This window comes from Ruegeria sp. CDSA077 (assembly GCF_059612265.1).
The window spans coordinates 399,712-412,505 of the sequence record NZ_JBXWQG010000002.1; the positions used below are offsets into that span (position 1 = coordinate 399,712).

At 56.5% G+C, this 12,794-nt stretch carries 8 protein-coding genes and 1 tRNA gene; 7 read left to right on the top strand and 2 right to left on the bottom strand.

Going from position 1 to position 12,794, the window contains the following annotated elements:
- Positions 1-378 precede the first annotated feature (378 nt).
- A tRNA-Ser gene (locus tag AC2FLE_RS09190) sits at positions 379-468 on the bottom strand.
- Positions 469-1,068: 600 nt separating this feature from the next.
- Here AC2FLE_RS09190 and AC2FLE_RS09195 point away from each other — a divergent pair.
- The gene (locus AC2FLE_RS09195; RefSeq protein WP_281972630.1) at positions 1,069-1,755 is read left to right on the top strand and encodes a FecR family protein; all 687 of its coding nucleotides are present in this window, start codon (positions 1,069-1,071) and stop codon (positions 1,753-1,755) included.
- 67 nt (positions 1,756-1,822) lie between these two features.
- Complete coding sequence (locus AC2FLE_RS09200) at positions 1,823-4,057, top strand: CHASE2 domain-containing protein (protein ID WP_496696580.1); 2,235 nt, start codon at positions 1,823-1,825, stop codon at positions 4,055-4,057.
- Between the two features lie 821 nt (positions 4,058-4,878).
- Here the strand turns inward: AC2FLE_RS09200 and AC2FLE_RS09205 are convergent.
- Positions 4,879-5,508, bottom strand: coding sequence for a response regulator transcription factor (locus tag AC2FLE_RS09205; RefSeq protein ID WP_246097171.1), 630 nt, complete (start codon positions 5,506-5,508; stop codon positions 4,879-4,881).
- A 219-nt stretch (positions 5,509-5,727) separates the two neighbouring features.
- On the opposite strand from AC2FLE_RS09205, the gene AC2FLE_RS09210 reads away from it, so the two are divergent.
- From AC2FLE_RS09210 to AC2FLE_RS09230, 5 genes are read left to right on the top strand one after another with little or no spacing between them, the layout of a single operon-like run.
- Positions 5,728-6,969: a pyridoxal-phosphate-dependent aminotransferase family protein gene (locus AC2FLE_RS09210; RefSeq protein ID WP_281972632.1), complete on the top strand. Its 1,242-nt coding sequence runs from the start codon at positions 5,728-5,730 to the stop codon at positions 6,967-6,969.
- Positions 6,970-6,985: 16 nt separating this feature from the next.
- Positions 6,986-8,182 (top strand): malate--CoA ligase subunit beta, encoded by a 1,197-nt coding sequence (locus tag AC2FLE_RS09215; protein ID WP_496693072.1) that lies wholly within the window; start codon positions 6,986-6,988, stop codon positions 8,180-8,182.
- Entirely contained in the window at positions 8,182-9,072 is an 891-nt protein-coding gene (gene sucD, locus AC2FLE_RS09220) for a succinate--CoA ligase subunit alpha (RefSeq protein WP_281972634.1), read from the top strand. Before AC2FLE_RS09215 ends, sucD begins: the two co-directional genes overlap by 1 nt.
- Positions 9,072-10,043: a 2-hydroxyacid dehydrogenase gene (locus tag AC2FLE_RS09225; RefSeq protein ID WP_496696581.1), complete on the top strand. Its 972-nt coding sequence runs from the start codon at positions 9,072-9,074 to the stop codon at positions 10,041-10,043. The genes sucD and AC2FLE_RS09225 overlap by 1 nt, the downstream gene beginning before the upstream one ends.
- Positions 10,043-12,673, top strand: a complete 2,631-nt coding sequence (locus AC2FLE_RS09230; RefSeq protein WP_496696583.1) for a phosphoenolpyruvate carboxylase — start codon at positions 10,043-10,045, stop codon at positions 12,671-12,673. The genes AC2FLE_RS09225 and AC2FLE_RS09230 overlap by 1 nt, the downstream gene beginning before the upstream one ends.
- Positions 12,674-12,794 lie beyond the last annotated feature (121 nt).

Below are 12,794 nucleotides of genomic sequence, written 5' to 3' on the forward strand. Positions count from 1 at the left end.
TGTTCCAAGGCAGTCAAATCGGCAAATTGGACCTGTCCGCTGAATCAACTTTACCGGTGGTCAACCTTTCGAGCGCCAGCAGCCTCATACCGAACAGTCATCCGAATTCAGAAACACCCCAGTAGTGCCGGCTCTTGCAACACCAACGGTACCGGTTTCGGTGGTATAGGCGGATTTGCTAACAATCCAGGCACCAATGGTCGATCACGAGAGCAAGCTTCGAACCTACCGCGTCCCGCGAGGATTTCGAAGGGCCGGGTCATTGAGTGCTGGAAACGGAACACCCGACCTTCCGATCACGTTATTTCTTGGTGGATGTGGCGGGTAAAGCCTTCAAAACGTGTAAGCCATCACAAAAAACATCATATGAAGATTTGGTGGCGGAGACGAAGGGATTCGAACCCTCGAGACCCTTCCGGGCCTACTCCCTTAGCAGGGGAGCGCCTTCGACCACTCGGCCACGTCTCCGCTGGCCGGTGTATTCGATAAGCGCCAAGAAATACAAGGGACCTCGTGAAAAAATCTTCAAAAAGTCAAATCCATGATGTCTATGGCTTTCGGGCTTGATCAAAGGCAGCCGCGAAACGTCACCCGCAATGCGTGTCTGCCGGGCCTTCCATAAGGCGATCAGACCCAAGAGACGTCGGCTGGGAAAGCGCGCGACGGCCCAACGAAACACTGATTTGAAAAGGGCCCTGTCCGAGACACCGGCAATGTCCAAGCAGAGAGTTTCCGAAGCTCCGGGTCAGCCCAATTAGGTGGGGATTTTCTCCGGCTTCATAGAAAACTTGCCAAACACATAGGCATTAAGGCATATTTGCTTAGATTTTTTGCAAATAATACAAAGAAATAAATTCCACGAGGCACAGACCGGGCAGCGGGCGCATTGCGCTCTGGAATAACCTTGGGGAAGGGATAATTAGTTTGGTCTGGTTAAGAGTGTTGTGTGTTTCCTGTTGTGTTTTGATACTGCCGTCGCAGATCCTGGCCAACATTGGTACTGTCGTAAGCGTCAAACAAGGCGCAGAAATTACCCGAGCCGGGAATTCCCGGCCACTGCTTGAAGGCATGGAAGTTGCCTCGGGTGATTCCATATCCACAGACAGCAGAGGGGTAGTTCAGCTGATCTTTGTTGACGAAACGAAGATCGCGATAGGGCCTAATGCAAAGATGGCGCTGGATGTGACCATGTTGCGAAACAAGAAGAAGGCCAAGAATTTTGCCGTTCAGGCCTTGGGTGGAAGCTTTCGTTTCATCTCGGGCAACAGCAGAAAACGTGCCTATTCCATCCAGACCCCCACTGCGACAATGGCTGTGCGTGGGACCATATTCGACATGTGGGTTGTGCCTGGCACCCAAAGCTCGATGTTGGTGCTGGAAGGCACCGTGCAGATGTGCGGCCTGAAAGGCGGCTGCAGATCAACTGGACGTCAATGCAGCCTGTTTGCCACCAGTCAAAAAGGCAAGGTGGGCCGCCCGGCCGATCAGGCACAGTACGACGAAGCAGTGAAAAATGGATTTCCGTTCATTCAGTCTCAGGAACGGCTTCTCAGTCCGCTGCGCGTGAATATCGAAGGCTGCGCCGGAGAATCAGCACCAGTGCAGCCCATCGAAAAATCCGACGCTCCCGAGCCCCGCCCAGCGCCCCCGCAGCGGCAAGCGGTGAAGGCTTCGGTAGCATCTGCACCCGTTGAGGCGCCCAGTATTGAAGGCGGTGCAGCGCCGGATACGAAACCGAATAGACCTGTTAACTGAGCATCGGCTGATATGGGTAATCGGTAATGTCGGGCAGTGAAAGCGACCACTGTCTTCGGAGGCAACCGTGACGGGTAAGTCGAAAGAACGGAGCACTCGCCGCAGGGGTTTTCGCCTTGTGGGTTTGTGCCTGATCCTGTTTGGATGCTTTGTCAGGGTCATAGATCCGTTTCCCGTGCGCATGACTCGGCTGATATATTTCGACATCCTTCAGCGCATGGCCCCACGCGATTACACCCCCGACCTGCCAATCCGTGTTGTCGACATAGACGAACAGTCACTGGCCAACTGGGGGCAATGGCCATGGCCGCGCAATCTCATGGCTCAGATGGTTGAAAACCTCGGCCAAAATGGCGCTGCGGTCATCGCTTTTGACATGCTGTTTGTCGAACCCGACCGCTATTCGCCTGCTCGATTATTGGAAGACCCTGCGTTGGCCAAGGTGCTCTCGGTCGATGAAGACGCCCAAAACCTGGACAACGATGTTTTTTTCGGAGCCGAAATCGCCAAATGGCCGGTTGTTCTGGGTGTAGCGGCCCGTGTGGCCGATGATGGTCAGCCCGTCATATCCAAGGCGGGGATCATCGAGATCGGTGAGTCTCCGACCTCAGGGCTCGTCCAGGTTCCGCATTGGACCCCTCCTGCTCCGCCACTTTATTCAGATGCAACAGGCATTGGGGGCGTGAATGTCTCACCACTTGGTGGGACCGGTGTGGTCCGCCGGGTCCCGGTACTTTGGGGGGGACCGGATGGCGCCCTGCCAAGCCTGGGAATTGAGGCCCTTAGGGTGGCCTTGGGGGAAACAGTCCTTTTCGCCGAGGGCGCGTCCGATGAATCCGGTGTCATGCTGGCGCTTGAACTGGGCGATTTTCGATTGCCAACAACTCAGAACGGCGAAGTCTGGATCCGGTACAGGCGAGACCGGCCTGAACTGTATGTTTCTGCCAATGACGTTATGACGAATCCGGATGATCCTGCGCTGCGGTCCCGGATCGAAAACCAGATTATTCTTGTTGGCACCTCTGCGGCGGGTCTGTTTGATATGCACCAGACCTCGCTCGGAGAATCCGTGCCCGGCGTCTCGATCCACGCGCAGTTACTTGAACAGGTCCTAACGGGCGAAATGCTCAGCCGATCCGATGTGACCGCTGCGCTTGAGTTGGTCTCATTCGTCTTACTGGGGTTAGTGGTCGTCGCCGTCATGTCCAGCTTTGGTGCGGTCGCATCCTTCATTGCGGGTGGCGTATCTGCAGCCGTAGTTGTGCTGATCAGCTGGATGGCCTTTCAAAATCAACTCGTATTATTTGACGCAACCTTCCCACTTGCTGGTGGGATGGCGAATTTCGGGCTGTTGGCCGGATATCTATTCATTTCGACCGAGCGAGAGAAAAGAGCGATCCGAAAGATCTTTTCTCACTATGTCGCTCCTGAAATTTTGGATGAAATGGAAGGCTCGGACCATCAGTTGGTCCTTGGTGGAGAAACACAAGAGATCACCGTCATGTTCGCCGACATCCGTGGATTTACCCCGTTATCCGAGTCGGTTTCGGCCACGGAGCTCGTCGCCATTCTGAATGAGCTGTTTTCACAGGTCGGAGATCAGATTTTGCACGAGCGAGGCACAATCGACAAATTCATCGGCGACGCAGTCATGGCGTTCTGGAACGCTCCGCTTCCGGTCGAAAATCATCCCTGTCGCGCTGCACGGGCAGCCTTGATGATGCGCGGTGCATTGGCACAGTTCAATAGGTCCGAAATCATGCGCGAACGGCCACCCATTGCGCTGGCCACTGGCTGCGCGACAGGACAGGCCTGTGTGGGCAATATCGGGTCGCGGCGGCGGTTCAATTATACTGTGATCGGAGATGTGGTGAACGTCGCCGCCAGGATCGAACAAAGCTGCCGACATGTCGACTATGACATCCTGGTTTCGAATTCAGTTTACATTCTAGGCAAACAAGAGTTGGCGATGTTGGAAGCTGGGTTTGTGGACCTGAAAGGAAAAAAGAACCTGGAGCCCGTTTACATACTGATTGGCGATCAGGACATGCTCGACAGCGAGGCATTCCAGAACTTACGCGATGCGCATGCTCAACTTTTGTCGGCCATACGTGCGCGTGAACCGCTGGAGCGCACCGATGAGCTGCGCCAAAACTGCATCGACATTGCCAAAGAAATCGAACCCGGTCTTCTGTCCTTTTATCGCGCGCTGTCTGGACGCACTGCGGATTTTCTGTCCGATGTCCAATCAAACAAGCTGTTGTTCAGTCATCACGCCCGTGAAGGACAAAATCTGGCCTAGCGGGCCCAGAGCCATTGCAACTTTCAAGCGAGCATATGAACCCCATAGAACCGCCCTGAAGCAGGCGCGGAAGTTGGGGAACCATATTGCTAAAGCCAAATCATCCATCCTGAACTTGGCTCCTTACTTCTGGCCTGAAGAAACTGGATCAGCACCTTACTGCACCGAACTGACCCTATTGGATGCTCATCGTGAAACAGACGCCATTATGGCCTATGTTCCGACTTTTCTGACCTTGTTTGGCGCCCGAACGCTTACCGAAGCAATCAAAAATGGCACGTCGCAGTTAACGCGTTTTTCGCCCCCAAACACAGACCAGCCTGCGGTCTCCTGGCCATTTGCGGGTCGGGCTTCTAAGCAACCTCTCCCGCGAGAAAGGGCTGTACGATTTTCTTGAAACAGTCGGATCTCTGCACTCTCTCGGGGTTGATGTCGAAATGATCCTGGCCGGACCGGCCCACTGGAGCAAGACCTGACCTCGATCAAAGCCGCCGTCGCCAAAGACGAGATCAGATGGGACGGCCCGCTATATGGCGAAAAAAAGCAGCAATTTTATGGTGAGATTGACGTGTTTCTGTTTCCAACTCGATATAGTATCGAAGCTCAACCAACTGTAATCTACGATGCCTCCGCGTCGGACACAGCCGTGACCTCTTTCGCGCGTAGAGCTATCGAAGAACAGGTTCGGGTTTGCATTGCGTCCGTCGCCGTCGATCAGAGCTTTTCCGAAACCGCCACCCAATTCCCCACGGGTTCCTAAGAAAGGCCGATCACGCGACCAACAGAATGACCACACCATTGGAGCATTTGGGCAAATCTATCTAATGCGAGGCCGCATTAGACGAATAGTAATACGCGATGGCCTGCGTCCTATTTTTAACCGATAGTTTTTCGTAAATGTTTGACAGGTGAAATTTCACGGTATTGGTCGATATCTGAAGCTCTTTGGACAACTCGCGGTTGGACATGCCCTTGGCTAGAGCTTCCAGAATCGCGCGCTCTTTCCGCGACAGGCTGTGGATCGGATTCTGTTGCATCTGGCGGACATCGATGAACGGAAACACCATCTTGCCAGCAGCCACGTCCGCGCAGGTTTCCAGCAACGCTTCAACTTCACCAGACCGGGATGAGAACCCCGCAGCTCCTGCCTGCATTGCAAGGCGCGGAACATCTCCGACATCATCGCCGTAAATGACAAAACGGGGCGCGCCTTCCTGTTCTCGCAAAACCTCGATCAATTTGGCCGCGCCAAGAACCGGCAAGCTCCAGGAGATCACACACACCTGGACCGGAACTCTCATAACCGCGCCCAGGAACCCTTCAGCAGTCGCCGATGTGGCAACCAAAGAGAATCGCGGATCACGTTCAAAAATCTCTGACATGGCCGATAAGACCAGCGGATTGTTGTCGGCAAGCATGACGTCAATCGGTTGTTGTGAAGGCTCTGTCATTGATTTTACATCCAAATCCTCAAGAAACTACCCATTCGTATAGGGCAAAACTTGGTATACTTCGGTATCCTTGCCAATACGGGTAGGTTTTTCCCCATCCCATTAGAAGTCCTAAAGCAGTAGTAAGTTACGTTGCGCGATGACGCAAGCAAGGCTTTCCTGATCCACAACGAGATGTCTGGGCGTGGTTGACCACCCCAACGATCAAGGAGGATCGCAATGACTTTCCAGATTTATCCAACGCTCGAAATCCCCGAGACGCTGGCCGCAGGCCCCGGGCCGGGCAATACAGACGCGCGCGTTCTACAAGCCTTTTCCAGCGCCGGAGTTGCGGATCACATGCAGGGCGACGTTTTGCGCGGCATGATCGAATGCAAGCACATGCTGCGCGAAATCTGGGGCACCACGAACATATACACCTTTGCGGTCGCGGGCACTGGTTGGAGCGCTTTGGACACCATGTTCTCGGCTGTCATGCCCGGTGACAAGGTTGTTGCGTTCAACAACGGGACCTTTTCGGGCATCGATACACTGACCCTTCGGATCAAGGCAGCGACACCGGACGAACATGCTGCCAACCCTTTGGATCCGCAGGCCGCCAGTGTCACGATCATCGACGTGCCGCATGGTCAGTCGGTGACCGGTGACATGGTCGAAGCCGCACTGGCTGAACACAAGCCCAAATGGGCGTTTATGGCACATTGGGAAACGGGATCAGGACGCATCAATGATTTGCGCGGCTTCTCGGATGCCTGCGAGCACCATGGTGCAATGGGTCTGATCGACGCCGTTTCGTCTTTGGGTGTCGAAGATTTCCGGGTTGATGATTATCCGGGCATCGCGGGCTGGGCCTCTTGTCCGCAAAAGGGCCTGTGCTGCTTGCCGCTTACCTATGCTCCCGTCAGCTTTACCGATGCATATATCGACAGCCTGAAAGCAACGGGTGCCTACAGCTATGTTCACAATCCCATTTTCGAGGCCCGCCACTGGGGCATCGTCGATGGCCAGGATGTTGAAAAAGGCACATATCACCGAACACATTCGGGCTATGCCGTCGCGGCCTTTCATGAATCGTTACGCCTGACCCTGCAGGAGGGGCTGGCGAAGCGCGCACATGCATACAAGACGCATGAGGCCGTGCTGCGCGATGCCGTCATTGCGATGGGCTGCGAGGTCACCTCGGACATGTCCAGCCTTGTGGTGCTGAACCTGCCCGCTGAACTTGCAGGCCGCGAAATGGAGCTGGTGCAGAATTGCCGGGCCCGCGGCTTTGGCATCTGGCCAACCCTCAGCGCCCCTGTTCAGGTCCGCATCGGCATCCTGAACCAACTGAATCATCAGTCGATCGGCCGCATCGTGCATTTGTTTGCCGAAGCAATCCGCGAGATGGGTGGTTCGGTGAATCTCGAAGCGATCGAAGCGCTTCTGGAAAGCCGCTACGGCACATCTATCGCTGCATAAACGGGAGGAAATGCAGATGGATATCCACGAATATCAGGCGAAAGAACTTCTTTCGAATTTCGGCGTCGAGGTCCCTTCGGGGGCCTTGGCCTACAGCCCCGAACAAGCTGCCTATCGTGCACGTGAGCTGGGCGGCGACAAGTGGATTGTAAAAGCCCAGGTTCACGCAGGTGGCCGCGGCAAAGCTGGGGGCGTAAAGCTGTGCAATTCGGAAAGCGAAATATACGCAGCCTGTGACGAGATGTTTGGCCGCAAGCTGGTGACGCATCAGACCGGCCCCGATGGCAAAGGCATCTATCGCGTCTACGTCGAATCTGCCGTTCCAATCGATCGGGAAATCTATCTGGGTTTTGTGCTCGACCGCTCAAGCCAACGCGTGATGATCGTCGCCTCGTCCGAGGGCGGAATGGAGATCGAGGATATTTCCGCAGAACGCCCTGAAAGCATTGTCCGCTCCATCGTCGAACCTGCGGTAGGTCTGCAGGAGTTTCAGGCGCGCGAGATTGCCTTCAATCTGGGACTGGAGCCCCGTCTGATCCAAAACATGGTCCGCACCCTCCAAGGGTGTTACGCCGCTTTCAACAAGCTGGACGCGACTATGGTTGAAATCAATCCGCTCGTCATCACCGGCGACGATCGCGTGTTGGCGCTGGACGCCAAGATGAGCTTTGACGACAACGCCTTGTTCCGCCACCCGCAGGTCGCGGAGCTTCGCGACAAAAGCCAGGAAGACCCCCGTGAAAGCCGCGCGGCGGATCGTGGCCTGTCTTATGTCGGGCTGGACGGCAATATCGGCTGCATCGTGAATGGTGCCGGTCTGGCCATGGCGACGATGGACACGATCAAGCTGGCCGGGGGAGAGCCTGCAAACTTCCTCGATATCGGAGGCGGCGCGTCACCAGAACGTGTTGCCAAAGCTTTCCGATTGGTACTGTCCGACAAGAACGTCCAAGCGGTTCTGGTCAACATTTTCGCCGGCATCAACCGCTGCGACTGGGTTGCCGAAGGCGTCGTGCAGGCTCTGAAGGAACTGGATATCGACATCCCAGTCATCGTGCGCCTTGCCGGGACGAATGTTGAAGAAGGTCAGAAAATACTCGCCAAGTCCGGCCTGCCGATTATTCGTGCAACAACATTGATGGAAGCTGCCGAACGCGCCGTTGGTGCGTGGCAAAACGATTTGACCCAAAACACCAAGATGAGGGCTGTGTAATGAGCATTCTTCTGGACCGCGACACCCGTGTTATTGTTCAGGGCATCACTGGACGAATGGCGCGCTTTCACACCAAGGATATGTTGGAATACGGCACCAATGTTGTTGGCGGTGTCGTCCCTGGCAAGGGCGGCGAAATCGTAGAAGGCGTGCCTGTCTTCGACACTGTCAAACAAGCGGTCACGGCCACCGGCGCAGAGGCCAGCCTTGTCTTCGTGCCACCCCCGTTTGCGGCGGATTCGATCATGGAGGCTGCAGATGCCGGTATCCGTTATTGCGTTTGCATTACCGACGGCATCCCGGCGCAGGACATGATCCGCGTCAAACGCTATATGTATCGCTATCCCAAGGACAATCGCATGGTGCTGACCGGCCCGAACTGTGCTGGAACTATCAGCCCTGGCAAGGCGCTGCTGGGGATTATGCCGGGCCATATCTACCTGCCGGGCAATGTCGGCATCATCGGTCGTTCGGGCACGCTGGGCTATGAAGCTGCGGCGCAGCTGAAGGAGCGTGGCATTGGCGTCTCAACCAGCGTCGGTATCGGTGGCGACCCGATCAACGGCTCGTCATTCCGCGATATCCTTGAGCGATTCGAACAGGATGAGGACACCGAGGTCATCGCCATGATCGGCGAAATCGGCGGCCCTCAGGAAGCCGAGGCGGCCGAGTATATTCGGGACCACGTCACCAAACCCGTCGTGGCCTATGTCGCCGGTCTGACCGCACCTAAAGGCAGGACCATGGGTCATGCCGGGGCGATCATCTCGGCATTTGGCGAAAGCGCCTCGGAAAAGGTCGAAATCCTATCGGCGGCGGGTGTGACTGTTGCTGAAAACCCTGCGGTAATTGGCGAGACCATCGCCCGCGTCATGGGAGAGGCTGCGTGATGGTCAAACCTTCGGTCCTTGTCACCCGTCGCTGGCCCGCCGCCGTCGAGGCGCAACTGGCCGAAAACTATAACACCGTACTCAACATCGGGGACAAACCATTGTCCCCGGCCGAGATCCGCGATGCGTTGAAACGCTATGACGCGGTTTTGCCCACGGTCACCGACACGCTCAGCGCCGAGGCGCTGGACGTATCTGCGGCGCAAACCAAAATCCTCGCCAATTATGGAGTTGGTTACAGCCATATCTGTGAACCCGCTGCGCGCAGCCTTGGTATGACCGTAACCAATACGCCTGATGTCTTGTCCGAATGCACGGCTGATCTGGCCATGACATTGCTGCTGATGGTAGCCCGCCGCGCCGGCCAAGGCGAACGTGAGCTGCGCGCGGGCGGCTGGACCGGCTGGCGTCCGACCCATCTGGTCGGCACCAAGGTCAGCGGCAAGACTCTGGGCATCATCGGTTTTGGCCGCATCGGTCAGGAAATGGCCCGTCGCGCGCACCATGGGTTCGGCATGAATATTCTTGTCCAGAACCGCAGCACGGTCTCGCCCGAGGTATTGAAACAGTTCAACGCAACTCAGGTCGATACCGTGGACGATCTGCTGCCGCACTGCGATTTCGTCTCACTGCACTGCCCGGGTGGGGCCGCAAACCGGCACCTGATCAACGGGCGCAGAATGGATCTGATGAAGCCCAACGCCTTCCTCATCAACACTGCGCGCGGTGAGGTCGTGGATGAGCATGCGCTTGTGCAGTCGCTGATGTTCGACACGATCGGTGGGGCTGCTTTGGACGTGTTCGATGGCGAACCTCGCATTAGCCCGGATCTGTTGCAATGCGACAACCTGGTGATGCTACCCCATCTGGGTAGCGCCACAAAAGAATCGCGCGAGGCCATGGGTTTTCGCGTACTCGACAATCTGGCCGACTTCTTCGCAGGTCGCACCCCGCGGGACCAGGTGATCTGATGCAAGCGCTGGCCCGCAATATTCCGTCCACCCCGGACCCTTCGGGCTATGCCGAGGAATTGCGCTCGGAACTGCGGGCGTTGTGGCGGAATATTCTGTCGAAGCGGGCGCCGCATGTGGCGACATGGGCCGAGGCCATGCCGTTGCAACCCATCCCTACAGGGCTCGAGGCAACGCCGTATCTGCAAGCCCTATCGATCTGGTTCCAACTGTTACGCATCATTGATGAAAACGCCCATGTCCGGGACCGGCGCCTTACCGAGACCCTAAGCGGCGCGGAAGCGGTCGAAGGCGGGTTTGCTGAGGTGTTGTCTGAACTGCAATTAACGGACAGCCAGACAAAAAAACTGACGGCTGACCTATGCGCCGGTCCCACCCTAACCGCGCACCCGACCGAAGCCAAGCGGGTCACCGTATTGGAAATTCACCGGCGGATCTACCGCAATCTTGTCAGTCTTGAAGTGCAACGATGGACCCCGACCGAACGCACCGAATTGCTGAATGGTCTGGAAGGCGAGATTGATCTTTTGTGGCTGACAGGCGAACTTCGCCTGTCACGCCCAAGCTTGCGCGACGAGATCGAGTGGGGGTTGCAATTCTTCCGGGATGCAATCTTTGACGCCGTCCCGCAGGTCATGGATCGGTTCGATCAGGCCTGCCTACATGTGTTGGGTCAGACTCTAGCCAAAACACCCAACATTCGCTTTCACAGCTGGATTGGCGGCGACCGGGATGGCAATCCGAATGTCACAACCGAGATGACCGCACTGGCCCTGCAACGCGGCCGTGAAACGGTTCAGGATCTTTATCGTCAGGCCATCGATCAAGCTGCAAGCCGGTTGAGCATCAGCGCGCTCATATTGCCGCTTCCTGAGCCAAACCGTGCACGTGTACAAGAAATTATCGACCGGACACCGGACGACGATCGCAATCGAAACGAACCGTTCCGGCAGGCTCTCAATGCCATTCGCTATCGGCTGACCGATGGCGGCTACGATCACATCTCACAATTCGTAAGCGATCTTGGGGCACTTGATGCGGCTTTGTGCGCGGTCAACGCCGACGTCCTGGCACAGAGGCATATCCGTCCGCTGTGCCGCGCCGCTGCGGTTTTCGGGTTCCGAACCACAACCCTGGATATTCGTCAGAATTCAACCGTCACGAATGACGTTCTGACGGAACTTTGGTCACAATCCGGACATGCTCCGGAATATGGCACGCCCGACTGGTCTGCCCGTCTGCGATCAGAGCTGGCAGATCAAAACCTGCCCTATCAAAACCGCGAGGCGCTGAGCGATCAGGCGCAGGAAATGCTGGCGCTTTTAGCGCTTGTTCATAGTGTTCGCTCGGGGCCGGACCCCAAGGCAATTGGGCCATTTATCCTGTCCATGACCCGGTCTGCCGATGATATTCTCGGTGTGTACCTGCTGGCCCGCTATTCCGGTTTCGGGTCCGAGACATTGGATATCTCGGTGGTGCCATTATTCGAAACGATTGCAGATCTTCGCAATGCCCCTGCGATCCTGCTGGACGTTTTGGCAGTACCGCTTGCCCGCCGCAGCCTCAAAACCGATGGAAATGAAATCGAAGTGATGCTGGGGTACTCGGACAGCGGCAAGGATGGCGGGTATTTCTGCTCAACATGGGAGCTGGAGCGCGCCCAACGTCGCATCGTGACGGCACTGGCTTCGCAAGGTTTCAAGGTCACGTTTTTCCATGGACGCGGCGGCTCAGTCAGTCGGGGCGGCGCTCCCACTGGGCGGGCGATTGCTGCGCAGCCCAGCGGAACAATTGCCGGGCGCTTGCGCGTAACTGAACAGGGCGAAGTTGTTTCGACCAGATACGCCAACCGCGGTACAGCCGCGGCCCATCTGGAATTGCTCCTCTCAAGCACGTTGCGTCATACCGCCAATCCCGGCGAAACCCTGGCCCGACCCGAGTTCGACGACGCGCTGGATGCTCTGTCGGAACTGTCACAGACAGCCTATGTCTCGCTTTTGAAGATGCCAGGCTTTCTGGACTATTTCCAGCAGGCCAGCCCGGTCGAGGAATTAGCCCGCCTGAAAATAGGATCTCGTCCGGCACGTCGCTTTGGCGCGGCCAGTCTGGATGATCTGCGCGCCATTCCATGGGTCTTTGCCTGGTCGCAGAACCGCCACCTGATCACGGGCTGGTATGGTTTCGGGGCCGCAATGGCCAGCTTCCGCAAATTTCGTGGCGCGCGCGGTGATGAAGTGCTGCAGGATATGTTTCAGCACTCCCGGCTGTTCCGCCTTGCCGTCGATGAAATGGAGAAATCGCTCTATCAGGCGGATATGGGCATCGCCGCACAATACGGCGAACTAGTGCACGATGAGAACACCCGACAAATCGTCTTTCAGTCAATCAAAGCAGAATACGATAGCGCCTGCAGTGCAGTGCAATTTCTGACGGGAGGACAAACTATCGGACACCGTTTCCCTCGCCTGTGCGAACGGTTTGATCGCAAACGGGCTGAACTGGCCCGCATTCACGCGCTGCAGGTCGAATTGCTGCGACAAGCTCGATCCGAGCCTCAGGCAGGATCGGTTCCTGTTCCCCTGCTGCAATCCATGAACGCTATTTCCGCTGGCCTTGGCTGGACCGGCTAACCCTTTTAGGAGGTTTCAAAGTGAACGCCCCGCAACGCACTCAAGGTTTTTTCACCCAGTCTCTCTCAGCGCGCGACCCAGAGCTGTTCGGCTCGATCACGTCCGAGCTGGGCCGTCAGCG

What these genes read in the sequence shown, in the direction of transcription:
- AC2FLE_RS09225 (WP_496696581.1), top strand. Translation starts at nt 9,072, where the DNA reads ATGGTCAAACCTTCGGTCCTTGTCACCCGTCGCTGGCCCGCCGCCGTC.
- AC2FLE_RS09195 (WP_281972630.1), top strand. Translation starts at nt 1,069, where the DNA reads ATGGAAGTTGCCTCGGGTGATTCCATATCCACAGACAGCAGAGGGGTA.
- AC2FLE_RS09230 (WP_496696583.1), top strand. Translation starts at nt 10,043, where the DNA reads ATGCAAGCGCTGGCCCGCAATATTCCGTCCACCCCGGACCCTTCGGGC.
- AC2FLE_RS09210 (WP_281972632.1), top strand. Translation starts at nt 5,728, where the DNA reads ATGACTTTCCAGATTTATCCAACGCTCGAAATCCCCGAGACGCTGGCC.
- AC2FLE_RS09205 (WP_246097171.1), bottom strand. Translation starts at nt 5,508, where the DNA reads ATGACAGAGCCTTCACAACAACCGATTGACGTCATGCTTGCCGACAAC.
- AC2FLE_RS09215 (WP_496693072.1), top strand. Translation starts at nt 6,986, where the DNA reads ATGGATATCCACGAATATCAGGCGAAAGAACTTCTTTCGAATTTCGGC.
- sucD (WP_281972634.1), top strand. Translation starts at nt 8,182, where the DNA reads ATGAGCATTCTTCTGGACCGCGACACCCGTGTTATTGTTCAGGGCATC.